This window comes from Flagellimonas olearia, from assembly GCF_004150225.1.
Taxonomy (GTDB): Bacteria; Bacteroidota; Bacteroidia; order Flavobacteriales; family Flavobacteriaceae; genus Flagellimonas; species Flagellimonas olearia.
In genome coordinates, this window is the sequence record NZ_ML142908.1 from 399842 (window position 1) to 422475 (window position 22634).

16 protein-coding genes are annotated in these 22634 nt (G+C 42.9%); 3 read left to right on the plus strand and 13 right to left on the minus strand.

All coding sequences use genetic code 11. From position 1 onward, the window contains the following. Positions 1-7: 7 nt before the first annotated feature. The 5 genes from DN53_RS07055 to DN53_RS07075 all read right to left on the minus strand — a co-directional run bounded on the left by DN53_RS07055 (position 8) and on the right by DN53_RS07075 (position 7174). The gene (locus DN53_RS07055; protein ID WP_129653687.1) at positions 8-1669 is read right to left on the minus strand and encodes a hypothetical protein; all 1662 of its coding nucleotides are present in this window, start codon (positions 1667-1669) and stop codon (positions 8-10) included. A 159-nt stretch (positions 1670-1828) separates the two neighbouring features. Next, positions 1829-3187, minus strand: coding sequence for a DUF5689 domain-containing protein (locus DN53_RS07060; protein WP_129653688.1), 1359 nt, complete (start codon positions 3185-3187; stop codon positions 1829-1831). A gap of 10 nt (positions 3188-3197) precedes the next feature. Further along, positions 3198-5849, minus strand: coding sequence for a TonB-dependent receptor (locus DN53_RS07065; protein WP_242502088.1), 2652 nt, complete (start codon positions 5847-5849; stop codon positions 3198-3200). Between the two features lie 264 nt (positions 5850-6113). Further along, positions 6114-6812, minus strand: a complete 699-nt coding sequence (locus DN53_RS07070) for a hypothetical protein (protein WP_129653690.1) — start codon at positions 6810-6812, stop codon at positions 6114-6116. Then, complete coding sequence (locus DN53_RS07075; RefSeq protein WP_129653691.1) at positions 6791-7174, minus strand: hypothetical protein; 384 nt, start codon at positions 7172-7174, stop codon at positions 6791-6793. The genes DN53_RS07070 and DN53_RS07075 overlap by 22 nt, the downstream gene beginning before the upstream one ends. Before the next feature lie 371 nt (positions 7175-7545). On the opposite strand from DN53_RS07075, the gene DN53_RS07080 reads away from it, so the two are divergent. Then, positions 7546-8586, plus strand: a complete 1041-nt coding sequence (locus tag DN53_RS07080) for an endonuclease/exonuclease/phosphatase family protein (protein ID WP_129653692.1) — start codon at positions 7546-7548, stop codon at positions 8584-8586. A 51-nt stretch (positions 8587-8637) separates the two neighbouring features. After that, a complete protein-coding gene (locus DN53_RS07085; protein WP_129653693.1) occupies positions 8638-9039 on the plus strand; it encodes a JAB domain-containing protein in 402 nt (133 codons plus the stop codon). Between the two features lie 67 nt (positions 9040-9106). Here the strand turns inward: DN53_RS07085 and DN53_RS07090 are convergent, their stop codons facing one another. The 8 genes from DN53_RS07090 to uvrC form a co-directional block, all read right to left on the minus strand. Then, complete coding sequence (locus DN53_RS07090) at positions 9107-9565, minus strand: hypothetical protein (protein WP_129653694.1); 459 nt, start codon at positions 9563-9565, stop codon at positions 9107-9109. Positions 9566-9654: 89 nt separating this feature from the next. Further along, positions 9655-12336: a TonB-dependent receptor gene (locus DN53_RS07095; protein ID WP_129653695.1), complete on the minus strand. Its 2682-nt coding sequence runs from the start codon at positions 12334-12336 to the stop codon at positions 9655-9657. Between the two features lie 170 nt (positions 12337-12506). After that, the gene (gene pgi / locus DN53_RS07100; RefSeq protein WP_129653696.1) at positions 12507-14144 is read right to left on the minus strand and encodes a glucose-6-phosphate isomerase; all 1638 of its coding nucleotides are present in this window, start codon (positions 14142-14144) and stop codon (positions 12507-12509) included. Further along, positions 14144-15424: a peptidoglycan DD-metalloendopeptidase family protein gene (locus DN53_RS07105; protein ID WP_129653697.1), complete on the minus strand. Its 1281-nt coding sequence runs from the start codon at positions 15422-15424 to the stop codon at positions 14144-14146. The genes pgi and DN53_RS07105 overlap by 1 nt, the downstream gene beginning before the upstream one ends. Before the next feature lies 1 nt (position 15425). After that, positions 15426-16403, minus strand: a complete 978-nt coding sequence (locus DN53_RS07110; protein WP_129653698.1) for a tryptophan 2,3-dioxygenase family protein — start codon at positions 16401-16403, stop codon at positions 15426-15428. Positions 16404-16408: 5 nt separating this feature from the next. Then, positions 16409-17188: a DUF3108 domain-containing protein gene (locus tag DN53_RS07115; RefSeq protein ID WP_129653699.1), complete on the minus strand. Its 780-nt coding sequence runs from the start codon at positions 17186-17188 to the stop codon at positions 16409-16411. Between the two features lie 335 nt (positions 17189-17523). Beyond that, the gene (locus tag DN53_RS07120) at positions 17524-19800 is read right to left on the minus strand and encodes a patatin-like phospholipase family protein (RefSeq protein WP_129653700.1); all 2277 of its coding nucleotides are present in this window, start codon (positions 19798-19800) and stop codon (positions 17524-17526) included. Beyond that, positions 19800-21587, minus strand: coding sequence for an excinuclease ABC subunit UvrC (gene uvrC, locus DN53_RS07125; RefSeq protein WP_129653701.1), 1788 nt, complete (start codon positions 21585-21587; stop codon positions 19800-19802). The genes DN53_RS07120 and uvrC overlap by 1 nt, the downstream gene beginning before the upstream one ends. A 476-nt stretch (positions 21588-22063) precedes the next feature. On the opposite strand from uvrC, the gene DN53_RS07130 reads away from it, so the two are divergent. Beyond that, entirely contained in the window at positions 22064-22633 is a 570-nt protein-coding gene (locus DN53_RS07130) for a 5-formyltetrahydrofolate cyclo-ligase (protein ID WP_129653702.1), read from the plus strand. The last annotated feature ends 1 nt before the right edge of the window (position 22634 follow it).

The window sequence follows — 22634 nt, forward strand, 5'->3', positions numbered from 1 at the left end:
TTTAGATTTAATCCTTCCAATTGTTAAAAAGTTCATCCAAGTATTTTTCGGTCGTATTGTTGTATCTGTTCTTGATATTGTCCCGCCATTGGTTCCATGACTTGGCTCCAACCAATGCACCTTCCAATTGTTTTATGGTATATCCTTGAACCCTATCAATAGGGTAATGAGATCCATAAATATTTCTTTGGTTAACATCATCGATCATATCGTAACCTGCGGAGGTATAATAAGGCTTGTCCAAGGTTTTTTGAAATTGCAGGTTTATTTCGCTATCATAATTATAGTTTGGTTTTTTAAAATAGCTTCTATATCTGTGAAGCACGAAGGTAACCTCTACAGTCGAGGCCCATGTCTCTAACAGTCGGCGCCGGTTCTTACCCGTTGGCCCAGGATTTGAGCAGCCGTTGAAAGAAGTACAAGGTCCTGACCAAGCATCCCAGACCACAGCGTTATAGGCATTTTTGTCCACTTCCCTATGCGCCGCATGGGCAAGTTCATGGACTATGGTTCCATAAACTTTATCCGATTTTGAGCCCCATTCCATCAAGGAAATATCGTTTCCAAACCAAATCCTTCGGGCCTTTACATAAGATGATCTATCATTTTTTAGTTGGGTAGCAATTTTCAATTGTCTTTTAAAAAAGCTGTTGCGGGGCGGGGAAGTTAGGCCAAATCTATTTCCATAATAATAATCCATGGCACCTTGATGGATCAAAGCATAGTACTGTTGTCTATCATTTACCACCTTGCTTGATGACCTTCCCAAATTTACGTTCCAATCACCTCGCTTCTTTGGTCCAATTAGCATAGCTTGTCCATAAGTCCCTGACCGTATACTGAACTCATATCTATCCCATTTGATACTGTAATTGGCTTTTCTTCTAAACCTTCCATTACAGGTATACTTTCCTTTTCTATTGGTAAATCCTCTATAGGTGGTAAACCATCTACGCGCCCAAACCTTTACCCCGGAAACTCCTACATGATCATTTACCACATGATCATATACCTTTATGGTTCCCGAAGGCCTCCACCTGCTTTTTGAAGCCAATGGGTTCTCAATTTCCTCATCATCCAAATTACCTGTCAATCGCAGCGATTCATCAACAAGTTGATAGATTACCTGTTTAGAAGCAAAATTTGTCTTCATTCCACCTTCTAAATCAGCCTCTTCATCAGGTATAAAAAGTTCTTCCAAAAGTTCATATTCAATATCTTTTGGAAGGGAATAGCCAAAACGAACAGAAGCGTATTGATAAGTAGGTTGATCAATGGATACTTCAGGGTCATGATAAAAATCCCCAGATTCATCAATTTCAAAATCCAATGGGGTATCATAGAGTGTCAAAGTAGAATCTGCCTTAAGTATAGAAAGCTCCTCTTCCGTTTTAGGTTTGAACTTTACATACCAATGTGTCGTCTCGATTTCCCCTTCTTTTGAAACCTTGGATTTTTCCTTCAAGATTTGCCAAGCCTTCCTCATATTTTTGACGGAATAGGGGTTTTCCAGTTTTTTGCCCAGCTTGATCATCCTAAGTGTGTCCGGTTGCTCCTTGGCAATGGGTTGGGAATCATTGGTCTGTACAACTTCCTTTTCACAGGAAGTCAATACAAGCAACAAAATGGCCATTTTAACAATAGCCCAATACATTTTTCTTTGGTCCATAATAAGAAGATTTAAATGGTATTGGGGCATGCGGCTCTATCTTGGATAAGGTACTATAATGGGACATGCACGTAGACGCCAAATTGATGGGTGACCCATTTGGATTGGTGGATACCCCTTCTCAATTGATCTGTGGAAAATTCTGTGTGCAGTTGTAGGTCAATCCCTTATTCCAGGCGTAAAGTCCTCTGGGGCGTTTTGGGGCATTTGGGTGGTACCTGAATCTCCCGTATCATTAAAAATGGTCCACTCACCAAAGGTGTAACTGGGGTTGCCTTCCAAAACATCTGGGTTACGCACTGCCCGGCCGTCCTCAAACTCGTGGTTGGTACCCGAGCCATCTTCCCCAATCACACCAAAAACATCTATGACCGTTCCAAAAGGATCCACCAGCTCCAGATTATCGTCCCCATTGGAATCTGCCGGACTATTGGTGGAAACCGCTAGGTCGGGAGCAAAACCATAGACCAATTCAAACTCCGCGGCGTTTGGCGAAATGACCAAGGTACTTTCCGCATCAATGACCAGTCCTGACAAGTCAATGCTGGAACTGATTTCCGTATTCTCATTGGTGTATCGGCGTAAGGTCCACAGATTTAAATCCAAAGGTTCCGATGCAGAATTATAGAGTTCCGCAAAACGTGCTCCAGCATTGTTGTCCGGGTCTGCCAGTTCTGAAATGAAAATTTGGGTCGAGGTAAATTCCGTAATGATCTCCGGACAGCGTTCTTGGGTAAAATCAATATCCTCCAAATCCCGGATAATCAACTGCAACTGTTTTCCATCTTTTACAAGAATCCCCGTAATGGAGCCATTGTCTTCAGGGAGGGTTTCGGCCTGAAAATCGGCATACCCGCTATTGAGCAATGCCATTTCATTTTCGGCACAATCGGTCAGCGTGCGTATGGTTTCTTCTTCAGGAATTGCAAAGGACAGTCCCAATTCTTCTTCCACAAACTCTACATCCTTGAATTCCACCAAAGTGTTCAGGGGAGTATTTTCAATCTCAGGAAGGGCAACTTGTAGGGGTTGTACAGTACCTCCATCACAGGACAGAAAAATATGTTCCCTGACCTGCAAACTTGGCAATCTCCCCACCGAAACATTTCCGAAGGAAGTGAAAGTGCCTCCCAATTTAAGGGTCTCACCACTTTTACCGAGATACAGGCCTTTCAACTTTACCAAAATTTTGCTTCCCGCATTATAAAACAGATGGGATTCCCTAAAATCCATCTCTATTTGAAGTCCTTGGGTCGGGTTTGCCATCTTGTCCTGTATGTAGAGCACTCCAAAAAAGTTCCCGGCCCTATCCGAGGAAATCACATAGCCCTCCAAGACCAAATCTTCGTGAATTTGTATAGCCCCATCGCCCAATAGTTCCTCCAAATCAGCAAAGCTGATGTTCGCTTTCAGTTCTGTAGTGCAAGCGGTTTGCGGTTCACTAAAATTGACATTCTTGACACAGGCCACCATCAATATCAATAGGAACAACCCATTTATTTTGTTCGAATTTTTCATGCTTTTTGATTTAGAAGCTTATGGCGAGATTCAAGAAATAGGTCCTGCCGTAGCTGTACCAGTATTTGGGCCCAAAGGATGGGCTACCACTGAGGTTGTCTTGCTGCATCTGTCCGAAATTGCCATTTCGGCTTTGTTCGTATCCCCCTGTTCTGAAAACACCATCAAAAAGATTACTGACACTGGCGAACAGACTGATGTATTTTTTGTTAACCAACCAAGATTTTCCGCCAATGAGATTAAGCAAATAGATATCCTCCAGTTTTTGTTGATCCAACAGTTTGGCCACATTTTCATCGGTAGCATCGGGAAAACGTTCCCCAGTTTCCGGGTCCAGCAAAAAACTGGAGGTACGCGCAATGGTTGAAATATTGATATAGTTATGGGTAAGGTAGTTGGCCGTGGCACCAAACCACCAATATTTTGGATTGCGGTACTCCACACCCAAGGCAAAGGCTCTTTGCGGTCCTTGGGCCAGTTTTAAGTCCTTTACCTTAGTAATCCCCAGGTCTATGTTCCCTTCTGGGGCAATAAGATCCTCTTCGGTCCCTGCCGTGTCAAAATTGATCTGTACGGAAGGGTCACTGGCATAAACATAATGTCCCCAATTCCCAACCGCAGATACTTTTACGCTGGACGATGCCTCATACTCCAATCCAAATTCCAAGCCTTTGTGCAACCTGTCCAGCCCCGTAACGACCTCTTGGACAAAATCCGAACCGAGGCCAGAATCGACAAAAAAGAAATTGATGTCCGTAGTATTCATAACCCGGGTGTAAAAGGCACTTAAGCGACCAATCAGGGAGGGTAACCGCATGAAATAGTTTACATCTATCGTGGCAATGGTCTCTTTTTGGATTTCAGGGACCACCTCATTGTTTTCCCGTGGGTTTATAAAAATATTCTGAAGTACAGGGGACCGGTCCAGTTTTGCAGCGTTTGCCGTGAACCAATGCCGCCCTGTAAGAAAATAGGTGAGGCCCCCTTTATATCCCACGTTGGAAAAACCCACTTTTTTGCTCTTTCCAAACGAGTTTTCCATAAAGCGTTCATTGGTGAACAATCCGTTCCGCTGCGCACTAAAATTGGACAGTGATATGGAAGCAAAGCCGCTCCATTTTCCAAAGGTGGTGGATAACTGGCCAAAGGCTTCAAATTGGGAGGCATTCAATAGGTAATGGTAATTGAATTTTTCTCCTGTTGTTTTTTGCAGTTTTCCATGGGCATCATTCAAGGTATTGGAAAAGGAATCCTCGTCCTCGTGAAAATCGGCTCCCAATACATCCAAGATTTTGGCAAAGTTCTCCGAAGACAGCGTCTTAAAATTACCCCCAAAACCTAACCTTACATTTTCATGGAGACGATACTCCAAACTGCTTGCAACTGTTGTGTAGTTATCCTCAGCAACATCATTGTAAAGCATATAAGCGGTCTTCCCCCCTTCATTGGGATTCAAATTGGCGGCGTAAAGTTGTTCCCATGAAAGTTGCGGGTTCTTCAAAAAGGCTTCACGGGCCAAATCGGCATTTATAAAATCGGCACCAATGGAACTGTTGATAAAATAACTGGGCAGATACCGATAGTAGGTAGGGTCCGGGTTTGGTGCATTATAATACCCCAAACGACTTCTGGTGTTGGTCCCAAATTGATGGGCTACGCCCACACTCCAGTTGAATTTGTCCAGTTGTAGCCCATAATTCAACATAACAATGGGCTCAAAGATTTCCCGCTCCCTGGAATTTCTCATTTCTCCATCTTGGATTCCCCAATAAGGATTGTACTGGTTTCCCATGAGGTCAAATACCTCTTCGGTCAAGGCTGCCGATCGTCCTCTCCGGTTACGGGCCAAAATAGCAGTAAGTGCAAGACTATTTTTGGTGTTGGGTTGATACTCCAAAGCACCAAAAAAAGAATAGGCATCGTACAAGGTGCCTTCCACATATCCTTCATGGGCCCATCTGCGGGAAGATGAAACGGTATAGGCCCATCCTTTTTTGGACAGTCCCGAACTGTAGGTCCCCATAACCCTTCTTCGGTAGGTTCGGTTGGACACTGAACTGGACAAACGAATACCGGGCCGCATAGCCGAAGGACGCACATTGATTTGGGTATTCCCCAAAATTCTCCCAAAGGTGTAGGGATTCATCTCCAGTCCGTTGGTATACTCCTGATTGCGCTGCACATCATTGAGCCCTCCCCAATTGTTCCATTGAGGTCTACCGTCAAAGAATTTGTTCATGGGAATGCCATTGATCATCACCATGCCGTTTCGGGAATCGTATCCCCTTACCTTAAAAAAGGCCTGGCCAAAATCAAAGGCAGCGCGGTTTAAAAAAACATCCTTGGTAGATTGCAGCAACCCCAAAGCACCCGATACGGTTTCCCCGTCATCCAAAAGGTCCCCATCGGTAAGTGTGATAAGATTGTCCGATTTTTCCTGGGAAATGTCCTTCTCCAAAAAGATAGTCCCCAAATCTATGGGTTCCCCATCACAAATGATGGCAAAGCGTTTCGGTAAAAATTCCGGGGAAGAAATCGCCAAAACGTATTCTCCATTTTCAAAAATATGGATTTTAAAGTGTCCGTTTGAATCCGTAAAAAAGGTTTGTGAAAGGGTTTCAATGGCAATGGAAGCATTTTTAACAGGGGTATTAAGACCCATTGCTTGAACACTTCCCGAAATGATTGTTATTTGTTGGCCGTATTGGAGATTGACACAACAAATTACAGCCAAGAGCAAAGTTGTCCTCATAGCTATTGGTAGGTTAATTAAACAAAATTGGGGCTATACTTCGCTCAGGGTTGTAAGACAATTACACAATTTTATCCAATTCCTATGTAAAATCAAAGAGCCTGTATAAATTATTCATAAAAAAAGCCATGTATATGAAACACATGGCTTTACATAAGAAGGTTTACTCCCCGATCATTCAAGCGCCCCTCCCCAGACATCCCGTTGCTTTCCCGTCCCATCGTATCTAAGTGGACCATATTTATCATTTCCCTTATACGTTTGGTACGTTTTAAAGAACTGGCTTGTCCACCTCCCATCGGGCCATTCCCCAACCAAGGCAAAAATGATTGTCCTGCCCGTTATCAACCCAGCAAAACTCCGTTTTACGTTATAATCGCTGGTAATAATCGCTTTATGGTATTTTTCTTTCCAGCCTTGGTTTCGGGCATAGTTTCGCATAAGCTTTAGAGCTTCTTTTTCCAATTTTTCGTTCTTCATAAAAGGTTCTGGAATACCATATTTTGGGATATGCTTGTTGACCAATTCCAAACCTTCATCAATATTGGTCAATAAAAACTGGCCCGAAGCCAACTCATAGGCCTTTTTTTCTTCCTCCCTTCCAGGAGAACCACCGTCAACCAAATAGAATTTTAAACCCACCAACACTTCGTTGTCTCCTTTCCCATCTATATACTTCTGATGTTTTAACAAACTTTCTATCACCTTTTCCTGGTTTAAACTCATCTCAGCTCCCAAATCGTCTCCCTTTGGGATAACCTCGGGCTGAAAAATGGGATATCTAGAGGACTCCCACGTTATTTCCTCATCGGTAGGTTTATCATCATAATACGATCCCGCATATATGCTATCTATGTAATAATCATTTCGCAAATGCAACTTTTTTTTGGACTTGGGGTATTTTGCAAACTTTCATAGATTTTGTCCGGCCCTGCATTCTGATTTACGAACAAACGGCAAAAGAGACCTTCCTCATCCAACTTGGACATATCATATGAAGTAACAAATTCATCCACATCTTCCCAACTTCTCTCGATAGTCTCATTGGCAAAGACATATTTTCCCAGATTGTTTTCATGGATTTCACTAAAAAATTCCTTGTTCAGCAGATTGTTCTTGTCCACCTCTTTGGGTACCCAGTAAAAAGAGGATTTTGAAATATCCTTTCTCGAATTGTTCGAACATCCATAGGAAAGGAATAAAACGATAATATATGCATAAGAAAATGACTTCATGGTTAAGTATTTAAATTAAATATAGATTTAGCTCTTGTATGTCCCAATTGGGCCTGTTATTCCATACAAGTGAGGTTGGGATTACTATTTAGACCTTTTCCTTTCTGGCAAAAGGGAGGTTTGTTTCTATGGCCTAAAAACACAAATAGCCCATGCGATTTCGCAGAGGCTATTTGTACAATACTTTACAATAATAGTGAAATTTTAATTCTTGGACAATGGGAAAATTGACCTAAGCCTCTATAAAAGAATAGGTTTTGGTCCATTTACGCCTGTTTCAAACCAATATTTAGAAAAGGTTCATTACATTTAGCCATGGTGAAATTGCCTTTGTTTTTTACCTAGACCCCAAGTCAACAAAAATCATACCCATGCGATCATTAATATGCCTACTTGTATTGATATCGACCTCACTCCATGGACAAAAGTCCAACACCTATACCCTAAGAACCATTGCGTTCTACAATGTTGAGAATCTTTTTGACACCAAAAATGATTCGCTCATCTTTGATGACGACCGTACTCCCGAAGGCAGTTACCATTGGACCCAGGAACGTTACAAAATAAAGATTGAACACATTTCCAATGTGCTTTCCAAAATAGGAAAAGAAACCTCCAAGACTTCTCCGGATGTCATTGGCCTCTGCGAGGTGGAGAACAGACAGGTGGTGGTGGACCTTGCCCATCATCCCAATCTTGTAGATAAAGATTACGGAATCATTCATTTTGATTCTCCTGATGCCCGGGGCATTGACGTGGCCCTCCTCTTTAAAAAAGAATCTTACCTACCAACGTCTTTTAAAAGCCATAGACTCCTATTGTTTGATGAATTGGGGGAGCGAGTCTATACCCGAGACCAATTGGTGGTAGGGGGACTTTTGGACCAAGAAGAAGTATATTTCATTGTGAACCATTGGCCCTCCCGAAGGGGTGGGGAGGCCATAAGCGGTCCCAAGCGGGTACGGGCCGCATTGTTGAACAAGCGCATTATCGACTCCATACAAAAGCTGAACAGGGAAGCGAAGATCATTTCCATGGGCGACCTCAATGATGACCCCACGGACAACAGCTTGAAAAAAATCCTAAAGACCAAAGGGAAATCCCAACAACTGGATAGTATTGACCTGTACAATCCCATGGAAAAATTGTATCGAAAAGGAATTGGTTCCCTAGCCTATCGGGACAAATGGAACCTCTTTGACCAATTCTTTATGACCTCAAACCTCATCGATACGAACAAAACAAAATTGTCCTTTTGGAAAGCGGGCATTTATGCCCCAGCCTTTATCCGTACCCAAAAGGGGAAATATAAAGGCTATCCCCTACGGACCTATTCCGGTGGGAGCTATACCGGTGGGTACAGCGACCATTTTCCGGCATATATTTTTTTGATAAAACAGCCACATCAGTAGCAAATACAAACATTACATAAAATATACTAGTAACTTTTCTATCTTTAACTTATGACCGTAAGACTCCCAAAAGACGAAGAAAAACATATTTCAGGCACCGCTGATATTGCCCGTATCATGCAAAAAGTATTGTGGCGGCAGAACAAACTTCACCGAAAAAAGGAGTACTTCTGGACTATTGGTCTGAGCACTGGGAACGATATTGAATATATTGAACTGGTGACCATTGGCACGAGCAACCGAAATATTATAAAACCCGTGGAGGTCCTAAGCTTGCCCGTGTCCAAAAAATGCACAAAAATCATACTTTGCCACAACCACCCTTCCGGAAAATTGGAACCCAGCGAAGCGGACCTTGAATTCACCGAAAAGATGAAACTTGCCGCAGCCCTCATGGAAATTGAGGTGCTGGACCACATTATCATCACGGAGATGAACTACGTGACCATTTGAGAAAAAGTATTTTATTTAAGTAGAAAGAATGAGATTCCCGCCTGCGCGGTAATGGCACCTTACAGTATTATCCGAACCACTGCCCCCAGGGAATACGGCTTAAGATGAGCACAAGACCAATACCGTAGAAAATGGCAATGCTCTTGAACTTCTTTTCGCTTTCCATGAACTTTTTATGACGGGACCAGCCAATGGTGATCAATACAATGGCTATAATATTGGTAAAGGGGTGCTCCACGGCCAAAAGGCGTGCTGCGGAGTTCAACCCACCCATACCCAAGGTCTGGATGGCCTTAAAGCCACTGCCCGAGATAAAATACAGGAGAAGCCCCACCAACAACTGAATATGGCTCAAAATCAAGGCAAAGAGACTTATGCGAAGGTCTTTGTGCATGGTAAAATCTTTTTTGCCCATCCAACCCATTAGGGCGTTGGCCACTGCAAAAATGAGCATCGCCAATACAAAATAGGCGAGGTAAGAGTGTAATGCTTGAATCCATTGATAGGCGAGTCCTGAGTTGTCCATAGTTTTTGTTTTGGTGCCTAAAAATACGGATTTTGGAAATAAAAAACCCTGCCGATTGGCAGGGTCTTCCATCTATTTTTCAGCTTTGATTAAAAATCATAGCGAAGGGTAACGTTCCATGTTCTTCCCAATCCAAAATATCCTTGGTTGGAAACGGCAATACCCTCATAGGTTACGTCACCGGCCTCAACAAAATTGGCGGTGGTCAACCTAGAAATATATTCCTTGTCCAAAACATTGTTCACGTTGGCCCTGATCTTTAGGTTTTTGGTTTTGTCAATACCCACAGGGAAGTTAAAGGTAACCCCAGCATCCAATAGGTGAAAGGATGGTAATTCCAAGTTTTCCTTGATGGCACCAACATCAGCATACAGATTATCGTAATATCTGAAATCGGAATCCACTGAAATCATATCCGTAATCCTGTAAGCAACCCCTAATCCACCAGAGAGTTGCGCGGCACCACCTACTTTTCCTCCATCAACATCCTCATTCTCCGTACCGATTACATTGCGATCCTCATCAGTGACTTGGGTAACCACTTCACCTTTATACTGCCAATCCCCTATGGAAGCAAATCCATTGAAGGTAAGTCCTCTAGTTGGTCTTACTTTAGCATCCAACTCTACCCCAGTGTGTAACTGCTCTGTACCAAAGTTAGAGGTATAGGTAACCACATCATCAACAACATCAGAAGTGGTTTCCACACGATCCTTCCAAGAGGTTCTGTACAAGTTGACACTACCGGAGAATATAGAACTAGAGTAGCTATATCCCGCCTCAAGACCAAAAATCTTTTCATTTTCGGTCAATGGGTTTACCTGGTTGGTAAAGTTCAGATAAATGTTATCGTGGTACGGTTGACGGTTGTAGTAGCCTGTGTTAAAGTAGAAGCTATGCTCTACAGTTGGGTTATAGCTGAAACCTGCTTTGGCATTGTAACCAAAGTTATTCACCTTCTCGGAATCCACCCCATCGGTTATCCCCGCTGGTATTGGCTCATCCGTTCCTTGGGAAGAAGTCCCGTTGATCAATGCCTGATCTGCATATTGGTAGGGGTCAAACCTTTGGTGGTATTGGTTGGATACCGATCCTTGGAAGAATGCGGAAAACTGATCTGTGGAATACTCCAATTGGGTGAACAATCCTCCGTAGGAGATTCGCTCATCATTGCTATAGGCAATTCTTTGGTCATTTGGGTAACTATCAAAAGCTGCTGCCCATCCGGAAGGTCTGAAAGACTCGGTTGCAATCACTCTTTTATAGGTCCCATAAGTACCATAGATTTCATGATTGTTGTTTTGATCACGTAGCCTGATATCTTCTTGCCAAGACTTAAGTCCATGGAAATCTGAAACTACCCTAAAGTGTTTTCCGTAGTAGGTTCTTAAGTCGAAACCAACATTCCAGCTAAGATTGTCGGAAAGTTGCTTTTCAAAGTTGGAAATCAATCCATACCAGTTGTGCAAGTTCATGGATGCCCGGGTAACATAACCGCCACCAGCAGCAAAATACCCTCCTGCACCATTGGGAACACTGTTGTTAAAGGCATAAATGGCATCGTAATCTATACGGCCTTCAGCTGTTCTGATACGGCTACCGCGATCACCTGTACCACCACCATTACCCCAAGAGGCATACAAAACTGTAGATAAGCTTGAAGTGTCATCAATGGTCCAGTCCCAGTTTAGGTTGGCCACTGGCTTGTGATAAAAGTTCCTTCTTTCGGTGATGTACTGGCCACCGTAGGTTCCCCAGTTGTTGTTGTAACGCATACCGTATTGCAAGTAATCCTCGATGGGCTTGGTAAAGTTCTGATCGTGGAACTGGGGAGCACCAGTAATCAAAAAGTTGAAGTTGTGGTTGGTGTTGGGTCGGTAACCCAAAGAGATAAAGTAGGTCTGTCCCTCTCCGAACATTCCTTCATTATACCCATCACCTTGCCAGTGGGAAAGCATAACGCTCAATCCCCATCCCTTGTCGGAGACACCTGTATTGTATCCCGCAGAAGTTTTTATGTAGTTGTTGTTGGCCACAGTGGCGTACCCAAATCCGCCTGCGTCCATTTCGGTAGCTTTGGTCACAAAGTTCACAGTACCCCCAACTGAGGAAATAGCCAATTTGGATGAACCTAGACCCCTTTGAATCTGAACCCCGGAAGCAATATCGTTAAGACCGGACCAGTTGGACCAATACATCAATCCATCTTCCATTCCGTTGATAGGCTGACCGTTCAAAAGGAAGGCCGTGTTATCTTGATCAAAACCACGCACCCTCATATTGGTGTCTCCAAAACCTCCAGCTTGACCGGACACATATACAGATGGAGTGTTCACCAAAGTCATGGTGACATCTTGGGTTCCTATCTTTTCCTGAATAATTTTTACTGGAATGGAAGAAACCGCGATGGGAGTCTTTCTGTCAGCAGCAAGGTCAATAATCCCTGTACCAACAACAACAACCCCTTCCAATTCCTCTGCATCTGGCAATAGGGAAATTGAACCTACACTTCCGGTAGCGCTGAACGCAACATTTTTAGTAACAAATCCAATGTAGGAAACCACCAATGTTCCAGAGGCTTGGTTGACTTCCAAAGTAAAGTTTCCATCAAAATCCGTTGAAGTCCCAATAGAGGTTCCCTTTACCATAACGCTGGCTCCTGGAAGCGGGCCTCCAAGCTCGCCATCCACCACGGTACCAGTAATAGTTCCTTGTGAAAAAGCCATTGCGGACATAAAAAGCGCCACAAAAGCGAAGTAGATTTTTCTCATTTTTTCAGTGTTTTAGTGTTTAATTTGCCCTGCAAAAGTGATGTATTTTTAAAACATCACGATTAAGTCAAGGTTAAATGAAGCTAATATAGTTAACACAAAATTAACAAGCAAAATCTATTGAAAAGCAAATGGTTAGAGGAATTTTTAATAAATGTTAACTCTCTAATTTATCCCTTAAAAAACTGTAGAAGATTTAGTGTTGAGCTGTCATGTTTGCCAATTTCCAAATTTTCGATATCACTTAAGATGGTTTTGGCCAATTGTTTCCCCAATTCAACACCCCATTGATCGTAACTGTATATGTTCCAGATGATTCCCTGAACAAAGATCTTATGTTCGTAAAGAGCAATTAGGGCCCCCAAGCTTTTAGGGGTAAGCTTCTGTATTAAAATGGTGTTGGTAGGTTTATTGCCCTCAAAGATCTTGAACGGGAGTAAAAGCCCTAGTTCTTGATCGGACAATCCTTGGGCCTGCAGTTCATTTTTCACCTCATCGGCCGTTTTACCGTTCATCAATGCCTCGGTTTGGGCAAAGAAATTGGCCATAAGCTTGTTGTGGTGATCTACATCGCCATGCAACGATTTCTTAAACCCAATAAAATCCGTTGGGATAAGTTTTGTGCCCTGGTGCATCAATTGAAAAAAGGCGTGCTGTGAGTTGGTCCCGGGTTCTCCCCAGATAATGGTCCCGGTTTCGTGATCTACCCTTTTTCCGGTCCTATCCATGCTCTTCCCGTTGCTTTCCATAATCCCCTGTTGCAGATAGGCCGAAAAACGACTTAGGTATTGGGTGTAGGGGATGATTGCCTCGGTCTCGGCACCAAAGAAATTATTGTACCAGACACTTAACAGGGCTAGGACCACAGGTATATTTTCTGAAAAGGGGGTTTCCTTAAAATGCATGTCCATTTCATGGGCCCCGGACAAAAGATCATCAAAGTTTTGGTATCCTACCGAAAGGGCAATGGACAGTCCTACGGCACTCCAAAGGGAAAATCTTCCCCCTACCCAGTCCCACATAGGGAATACATTATCGTCTGCAATACCAAATTCCTTGATTTTTTCAAGGTTGGTGGATACGGCCACAAAATGTTGCACAATATCCTTTTCCGAAGCTTTCTTTAAAAACCATTTTTTGATAGTGAGGGCATTGCTCAAGGTTTCCTGTGTGGTGAACGTTTTGGAAACAATGACAAAAAGTGTGGTCTCTGGATCCAGTTCCTTTAGCACTTCATACACATGGTCCCCATCCACATTGCTTACAAAATGCGTTTTTAGATGGTTCTTGTAGAATTTTAGGGCCTCGGTGACCATTACCGGTCCCAAATCCGAGCCACCGATACCAATATTGACCACATCGGTGAATGCCTTGCCCGTATATCCTTTTCTGTCCCCAGAAATCACGGATTCGGAAAACAATTTGATCTTTTCCTTTACCTCTTGGACTTCCTCAACAATGTTTTCGCCATCCACAAAGACCTCATCTCCTTTCTTGGCCCTGAGGGCGGTATGTAACACGGCCCTACCTTCGGTCTGGTTGATCAGTTCTCCCCCAAAATAAGCATCCATGGCCTCTTTGAGTTTAACTTCCTCGGCCAATTCCTGCAAAAGCGATAGGGTTTCCTCAGTCACCCTATTTTTGGAATAGTCCACCAAAAAATCGTTCCACAACAAGGAAAACTTCTTCCCTCGATTGCCATCTTGGGCAAAAAGTTCTCTAAGATGCGTGTCCTTGTTTTCTTGGTAGTGGGCTAAAAGTTTTTTCCAGGATTTGGTCGTTGTCGGGTCGATTTTGGGCAGTGCCATTACGGGTTGTATGAGATTAGGGTTTCTTCGGGTTCTGGGTTGGGGTTCACAAATTCTATACAGTCCAACTGCTCTTTCAATGGTCCTATGTGCGCCATATAATCGGTACGCAAGGAATCTGCAATGGGCTCTGCGGTGGGTAATTTTTCACGCAAGGGGTCTACCTGTCTTCCGTTTTTCCAAAAGCGATAACATACATGGGGGCCACCGGTGTTTCCGGTCATTCCGACCCATCCAATTACATCACCCTGGCGAACAAAATCCCCTTTCCTTACTTTTTGGTTCTTCATGTGGAGGTACTGGGTGCTATAAACACTATTGTGTTTGACCTTCACGTACTTCCCGTTACCTCCCCTTCGGGTAGATTCGGTCACGGTACCATCTGCAGTGGCAATGATAGGGGTTCCAATAGGAGCTGCATAATCGGTACCCTTGTGCGGCCTCACTTTATATCCGTAATACGCAATCCTTCGCTTTAGGTTATAACGGGACGAAAGGCGGTACCCAAACTTGATGGGAGCCCTCAAGAAAGTACTTCTGAGGTTATTCGCTTCTTGATCATAGTAATCCAAAATATTCTTCAAGGAATCGGTCACGTATGGAAATGCATAAATGGTCCTTCCTTTGTGCTCAAACAAAGCGGCCTTTATGGGGCCACGGCCGGCATAAATACTGTCGTTGATGTACCGTTCGTCATAAATGACCTTGAATTTATCCCCTTTCTCCAATCGAAAGAAGTCTATGGTCCATGCATAGATTTCAGAAAGGTCTATGGTGACGTTGTAGTCCACTCCAAGGTTGTCCAAGGTTTCAGAAAGGTTATTGGTGATCACACCTCCAACCTCGCGCTCCATCAATTTTACCTTTTTCCGACTTTTATAGGCGGTTACACTGTCGCGGAGGTCCACCACGGTATAATTGATCTTGTCATTCTGATAGATGAAAATCTCCGCTACTTCCGAAGTGTCTTTTGATTTAAGGATAGTGTAGGGTTTACCCACTTTGATTTTACGAACATCAAAAGTGTCCCTGAAATTTTCTGAAATTGCGGCAATCTTAGGGTAGTCCACCTTGTTCCGAAGCATGAGTTCCCCAAAACTGTCCCCACGCTTCACCGTATCATGAACCACATTGAATTCCTCAAGATTGAATCCAAAATGTGTTACCGGTGGTTTTTCAATGGTTTCAACCCTTACCAACTCATCCACCAAAACTTTATCCTGTTTGCATGACACCAAGACTATCATCAGTGTCAAGATTGCCCCAAAAAACTTTTGCATTTTATATTTCCTTGTATTCTTTGTTTGCAGGGTTAAAAATATGATCCACCCATTGTTTTCCCCATGCATCCAACTCATTTTCTGAATACAAAGTTGGGAAAAATATTATTTTTTGAAAACTGGGTGGTAAAAACTGCTTCCAATTGGTGCCTCCCGTGGCATCCACTTCTTGGTTTTCCTTCCCCAAATACCGGTATGCAGAGCCCATATGCATCAAGGGCCAGTTTACATTGGCATTGACGTCCAAGTCTTTCAACGCCTTGATCAACGCTTCATTGTTCCTTGATGCTTCCGGCAGTTGAAGGTATTTTTGGTATATAGTGCTATCCTTTACTTGGTTGGCAATCCTAAGCAGTCTTGGGGTATACCGTATCTCAAATTGTTTCAAGGTCAAGGTTTTTTCTCCCGTGGCCTTGTCGGTGGCCCCTTTTTTCCAATAGATATGCTCAAAGAGTTCCTCTATGCCATCCTCGGACGAAAAGGAATCCCTCTCGGTATGGTGTACCAAATATTCCAATGGGGTGGCATAAATCTCTATCATCCTGTATTGTGCCGATTGGAATCCACTGGCAGGAAGCAATGCCATACGATACCGAAGGAACTGTTCCCGCTCCATCCCCTTGATCATGATACTGAAAGATGAAATCAAGGCCTTAAAATAATTGTTCATCCGGTTGACCTTTTCAATAAAGAACTTAAGGTCTTGGGACTTATCTTCCGTAATCTGCTTTTGTTCGTGGAGGATGAGCTTAAAATAGAGCTCGGTAATTTGGTGGTACATGATGAAGATCTCTTCATCGGGGAAATGGGTCCGTGGCACCTGGATGCTCAATAAGGTATCCAAGTGAATGTAATCCCAATACGTAAGATATCGTTGATAGAGAAGTCCATCCAAATAAGAGCTCAGGTCCTGCCCCGAGTTTTTATACTTTTCCTCAAGCTTGTTGATCTGGGACTGAATTAGCTCATCATTCTTCATCAATGCTAGTCCATTATAATTTTAAACTGGTTTCGTAGTCCATTGTACCCATCCAAATCTGCTTTTAAGGAGCCTACGGCCAAATCGGCCTTAATCCGTATGGGAATTTTGTTCAGGTCATTGGATACCCAAAGGGTAAGACTCTCTTTTTCCTTAAAGACACGACCTGACTGAACCAATGGTCTAAATTTAAGACATTCCACCTTCCCAAACTTGGTTCGGATGATTTCTTTCCCCAAATATTTCAGTTTAAACTGAAAAACCCCGTCATCATCGAACAAAAGGTCCAAATCAATGGATTCTCCCTCCTTAAAATGATCAAGATCATAGGCACTTCTTAAAAAGTAGGATGCCGATATAAGGTCCTGTATATCGTTATGGACAGGGATATCTTTTTGTGTACCATTCTTGTTGTCCTTTAGAATGGCTTTCTTTTTTTCATAATCAAAGTCTATTTCAATATCCTTTGTATAGCCTCCTTCATCTATTTTCCGGACAAATCTGTGGGGTTTTCCATCCTTACGACCAAAATAGCTTTCATAGGTATCGTCCACCTTAAAAAATATACTGGCAAACCCTGTGGTCTTTCCCTCTCCCACCACATGGTAGACCGGAACATTGTTCAGGGTTTCTGAAGTCAAATGCAAGGTGGCATAACTGGCATTGAGAAAGCCGTAGTGTATGCGAAACTTCAACCATTCCCCAGGCTTGTATGCCGGCACCGGTTTTTGGGAAATTCCAGGGAGTGCATATAGTGCGAAAAGTATAATAAGTATCTTTTTCATAAGCAGTTGGTTCAATGTAAAATTACTAAAAACGTCATCGAGGCTAATATCTTTACAATTACTTAAACAAAACTTGTTCCAAAATAGTATGTAAAAAAAAGCCCAGTCTTAAAACTGGGCTTTTCCTAAATAACCAACCAAACTTTAAATTATGAAAAACCAATACTTAAAGTTATAAGGGAACCACCCCTTATTGGGTGTAAAGATACATCAAGCCTTTGTAGGAAAATCGGTTTTTAACGGACTTTAACTATACCTGCATCAGAATGGTGCCCAAACGCATGTTTTTTTGCAAATTCTTAAGAAAAATGCTGGTTTTCATACATCTTCCTTCATCAGAACCAATAGCCCACACTAAAGAAAATACTGTCATTATTTATCTCTGGACTCCATGAATAATAAATCTGGATGGGACCAATAAAAGATTCAAAACCGTACCCTACCCCATATCCGGAAAATGAAGGTTCGGTAAACCAGTTTCCCGTTCTAAAAAGATCATCCTCCACATTGGCAAAATTTGCAGAGAGGAGCAAGTGGTTCTTAGGGGCAAACCTGTAATCCAACCTTCCATGCGCCTTCACAAAACTGTTTCCAATGAGACTTAGAAAATCATATCCCAAAAAGGGGATAAAATTATTCACAAAGTCATTTCCAAAGCCCCCCAATACAAAATCAAAGGAGGTTACCGCCGAGGTTCCCAGTTTGAGACCTCCTTCGGCCTCAACATTAAAACTCAGATTGTGGGTCAAGGGGATTACAGTCCCCAATCGTGCCTTGCCCACGGAAAATTCCCTGAAATTGTTGTTGAAATCGGAAGAAAAAAGATACAGGTGAAAGTCACTATCGAACAAAAGCCCTTTGGTCGGGAAGTACTTGTCATCATAGGTATCCAGCGTTAACTTTCCAAATGCACTGAAATAATGGGAATCCTCAAAATAGGTCCTTTCCGGAGAAGCCAACAAATCTTCCGAATTATCCGCTTCCACTTGGTTGATGGTACGGGTACTGAGCCTTAAAAAACGATGTTCCACTCCCAATGTCCCGGCAAATTCTTCCTGTAAAACGGTTTGCAGGTATATCTGGTTGGTCAAATCCGAGACATCCAAACTGATTTCGCGGATGTTCGAGGCATCCGGCACATCAAAATTGGAGCGGATCAACGCAAAGTTGATTTCCTCATCAAAATCGGTAAACTTGGAATTGATGCCAAAGCTCCAATAATAGCCCTTGTCCAGATAGTACTGCATATTATAGCGGATATGGTCCCCAAGTATAAAATCGAAAGAAGCCACATCGTCCCGCATCAAAAAATTCTTCTTGGTAAGGTTGATCAATGCCGCGCTTTTGTACAGATCGTCATAGTGGGCGGACATCTTTATGAACATTTTGGTAGGATCCTCTTTTAGCTTCAAGACCAAATCCGTTCCCAATCCATTGGAAATCAACTCATAACGAATAGCCTTAAAGTTTCCAGTGGCAGAAAGGTTATTGATTCCCTGTTTGAGTTTGTCAAATGCAATCTTTTCGGCCAGATTGAATCTGAGCTTCCCTTTTATATACCCTCTTGTGTACTTATCATTTCCCCGTATGATCAGCCTGTTCACAGTAAGGCTATCCATGGCATGAATCCGCTCTTTCTTTGGCGCAGGCCCATGGTTTTGTTCCGAGGCCAAGGCCTGTAAAGCATCCATTTTTATCCTTGCTGCAGCTTCACCACTGGCCACAATTTCCTTGCTCCGCCCAAAATCAATTACAGAGAACTCGTCAATATCCGGTCTTATATAAATGTCTGTCTCTTCAGATTTCTTCTTCATATCATTGACCGTTCGGTAGTTGTTGATCTGAAGTAAAATCTCCGTGGCCGAGGACAGGGATTCCCTAGTGGAAAGGTTGTGCTGTACATCCACCCCAATAATCACATCGGCCCCCAAGGCCTTGACCTTGTCAATGGGGTAATTGTTGACCACCCCACCATCAATTAAAATATCCCCATCAATCTCCGAGGGCTCAAACAAGGAAGGAAAGGTTCCACTGGCCATAATGGCCTCTGGAAGATACCCGTGATCCAAAAGAATCTCTTCACCCGTTTCCACATTGGTCCCAATACACAGAAAAGGAATGGGCAACTTTTGAAAGTCATGCACATCTTTGACATGAAAAAGCAACCGCACGAGTTCATTATAAATATTCTGTCCGCCAGAAATGGCCTGTGGGAAGGTCACACTGAAATTGGTAAAGGGCAAGGTCAGTGCGTACCGCTCCGAATCTTCTTTCTCGTAAAATGTTTTGGCTCCTCTGGGAACATTATCTTGAATGAGTTTTGTAAAATCGGTGACCCTGAAAATGGAATCCAGTTCTTTGGCCGAATACCCGGAAGCATATAAAGCCCCAACAATGGCCCCCATACTGGTGCCGCCTATATAGTCTACCTTGACCCCTGCTTCCTCCAATACTTTCAATGCCCCGATATGGGCCAATCCCTTGGCGCCGCCCCCACTGAGTACGAGGCCAACCTTGGGAGGCACTTTTCTGTCATCGGTCTGGGACCAACCCAAAACTCCGATCAAGATAAATACCAGGGTAACCGTTATGCTCTTTCTTACTGCGCTCACTAGTGAAAGGATTTATAGATTTTCTGTGCTTTGGCCATTCCAACGGATTCCGCAAGACTCTCAACAGAGGCTTCCTTGATCCGTTTTACCGACTTAAAGCTCTTCAATAGTTGTTCTGCCGTTTTTTTTCCAATTCCTTCTATGCTTTCCAATTCGGTCCCTATGGCGCCTTTGCTCCTTTTGTTCCTGTGATGGGTAATACCAAATCGGTGGGCCTCGTTCCTCAATTGCTGTATGATCTTGAGGCTTTCGGACCTTTTATCCAAATACAAAGGTACCGGGTCATCGGGAAAATAGATTTCCTCCAAGCGCTTGGCTATGCCAACAATGGCAATCTTACCCCGAAGTCCCAACAATTCCAAACTCTTCAGGGCCGACGACAACTGTCCTTTACCCCCATCGATCACAATAAGCTGCGGTAAAGGCTCTTCTTCATTGAGCAGTCTTTTATATCTTCTGAACACCACTTCTTCCATACTGGCGAAATCATCAGGGCCTTCCACGGTCTTAATATTGAAATGCCGATAATCCTTTTTGGAGGGCTTCCCATGCTTAAAGACAACACAAGCAGCCACAGGGTTGCTTCCCTGGATGTTGGAATTGTCAAAACACTCTATATGGACAGGTTCTTCGGACAGACGTAAATCGGCCTTCATCTGGGCCATGATCCGTTTGGTGTGGCGATCGGGGTCCGTGATCTTTATCTGCTTTAGCTTGTCTTGCCTGAAAAAACGTGCATTGCGTTCGGACAACTCCAAAATCCTACGTTTATCCCCCAATTTGGGTAAGACCACCTTTAGGTTTTCTTCCACCATCACCGGAAACGGAAGGTAAATCTCTTTGGATGTTGAGTTGAACCGCTGCCGAATCTCCGTTATGGCCAATTGCAGCAATTCTTCGTCCGTTTCATCCAATTTCTTTTTGATCTCCAGGGTATGCGAGCGCACAATGGCCCCGTGGGAAAGCTGTAGAAAATTCACATAGGCATAGGTCTCGTCCGAAATTATGGAAAATACATCCACATTGTTGATCTTGGGGTTGACCACCGTGGATTTGGCCTGATAGTTTTCCAGGATGTCTATTTTGTCCTTGAACCGCTGTGCCTTTTCAAACTCCATATTTTCCGCAAAGTCCTTCATCTGCTGCTTAAAGGTCTGGATCGAATCCTTGAAGTTCCCCTTGATGATTTCCCTGATATCCGCAATTTGCCCGTGATACTCCGTTTCACTCTGCAAACCCTCACAGGGTCCAAGACAATTTCCCAAATGGTATTCCAGACACACCTTGTATTTTCCTGATTCGACCTTTTCCCTTGACAAATCGTAATTACAGGTTCGTAAAGGGTAAAGCCCCTTGATCAAATCCAATAATGTCCTAACGGTTTTCATGCTGGTGTACGGACCATAATATTCCGAGCCGTCCTTAATCAACTTCCGAGTGGAAAAAACCCTTGGGAAGCGTTCATTCTTGATACAAATCCAAGGGTACGATTTATCATCCTTGAGCAGTACATTGTACCTAGGGAGCAGTTTTTTGATCAGGTTGTTCTCCAGCAACAGGGCGTCGGACTCCGTAGCAACAACAATATGTTTTATGGAGTGGATTTTTTTCACCAAGACGCGTGTCTTGCCATACTCTTGCTTTTTATTGAAATAGGAGGAAACCCTTTTTTTTAGGCTTTTGGCCTTTCCCACATATAAAATCTTACCGTCGGCATCATAAAACTGGTACACTCCCGGATTATTGGGCAGCACACTTATTTGTACACTTATGGATGGGTTGGACATAGAGTTCTGGAAAATTGGCCCTTAACTGATCTTACCAACAAAGTTATATTTTAATTATAGTGTTTGTTGTTAAACTTGATCATTTCCTGTTCTGCATTGATCGATACGTATTTTCATCCCATGGAAATAAAAAACACAACGGATTTGGTTCACTTTATTTCCCAGGTGCCCAACTATGGTTTTCCCGTAAAATGACTATGGGAAATCTACAATACTTTGGTTAAGGAATTCTGAAAAATGTTAAACTGTTACAAAAAAGAATGCATTTCATCGATAAAAAGTGCATTTCGTGGTGAACTTATCAATTCTTTTACCTACATTTAACGGTATAAATACAATCCTATGGAAAACTATGTAATCGTTTTGGGAATGTACTTGATTTTGATGCTTTTCTTCAAAATCTTCTTCTCGGTTTCGACCAGAGGAGAGTAGGAATGTATTGCCCCAGAACACTACCCCAAATTTTCAGCATCTAGATGTTGAAACATGAACTAAGAAAAAAATACAAACAAATGAGGGCCGAACTATCTGATGTATCGGCCTCTGATTTTAGTATACTTTTAGCAAATCATGTACTACAAATCCCTATTTGGGATTTTTTTTATTTCCATACGTTTTTGGGTATAGAGGAAAACAAAGAGGTAGATACCCTACCCCTGATTACCCTCTTGCAGGGAAAAGATAAAAACGTAGTGATTCCCAAGGTAAGTGGAGAAAATTCCATGGAAAACTACCTATTGACCGATAATACGGTATTTCGAAAAAATAAATGGCACATTCCAGAGCCCGTAGATGGAATTATCGTTCCCGAGGACAAAATCGATGTGGTTTTTTTACCCCTGTTGGCTTTTGACGAACATGGCCATCGTGTAGGCTATGGAAAAGGGTACTACGATACTTTTTTGCATAAATGTCCAAAAGAAACCATCAAGATTGGACTTTCTTTCTTTAAGGCCGAGGAAACCTTGATTACTGATGTGCATGAAAATGACGTAACGCTCGACTATTGTGTTACCCCAGGAAAGGTCTATACATTTAACCGGTAAC

What these genes read in the sequence shown, in the direction of transcription:
- DN53_RS07055 (WP_129653687.1), bottom strand. Translation starts at nt 1,669, where the DNA reads ATGGACCAAAGAAAAATGTATTGGGCTATTGTTAAAATGGCCATTTTG.
- DN53_RS07060 (WP_129653688.1), bottom strand. Translation starts at nt 3,187, where the DNA reads ATGAAAAATTCGAACAAAATAAATGGGTTGTTCCTATTGATATTGATG.
- DN53_RS07065 (WP_242502088.1), bottom strand. Translation starts at nt 5,849, where the DNA reads ATGGGTCTTAATACCCCTGTTAAAAATGCTTCCATTGCCATTGAAACC.
- DN53_RS07075 (WP_129653691.1), bottom strand. Translation starts at nt 7,174, where the DNA reads ATGAAGTCATTTTCTTATGCATATATTATCGTTTTATTCCTTTCCTAT.
- DN53_RS07080 (WP_129653692.1), top strand. Translation starts at nt 7,546, where the DNA reads ATGCGATCATTAATATGCCTACTTGTATTGATATCGACCTCACTCCAT.
- DN53_RS07085 (WP_129653693.1), top strand. Translation starts at nt 8,638, where the DNA reads ATGACCGTAAGACTCCCAAAAGACGAAGAAAAACATATTTCAGGCACC.
- DN53_RS07090 (WP_129653694.1), bottom strand. Translation starts at nt 9,565, where the DNA reads ATGGACAACTCAGGACTCGCCTATCAATGGATTCAAGCATTACACTCT.
- DN53_RS07095 (WP_129653695.1), bottom strand. Translation starts at nt 12,336, where the DNA reads ATGAGAAAAATCTACTTCGCTTTTGTGGCGCTTTTTATGTCCGCAATG.
- pgi (WP_129653696.1), bottom strand. Translation starts at nt 14,144, where the DNA reads ATGGCACTGCCCAAAATCGACCCGACAACGACCAAATCCTGGAAAAAA.
- DN53_RS07105 (WP_129653697.1), bottom strand. Translation starts at nt 15,424, where the DNA reads ATGCAAAAGTTTTTTGGGGCAATCTTGACACTGATGATAGTCTTGGTG.
- DN53_RS07110 (WP_129653698.1), bottom strand. Translation starts at nt 16,403, where the DNA reads ATGAAGAATGATGAGCTAATTCAGTCCCAGATCAACAAGCTTGAGGAA.
- DN53_RS07115 (WP_129653699.1), bottom strand. Translation starts at nt 17,188, where the DNA reads ATGAAAAAGATACTTATTATACTTTTCGCACTATATGCACTCCCTGGA.
- uvrC (WP_129653701.1), bottom strand. Translation starts at nt 21,587, where the DNA reads ATGTCCAACCCATCCATAAGTGTACAAATAAGTGTGCTGCCCAATAAT.
- DN53_RS07130 (WP_129653702.1), top strand. Translation starts at nt 22,064, where the DNA reads ATGTTGAAACATGAACTAAGAAAAAAATACAAACAAATGAGGGCCGAA.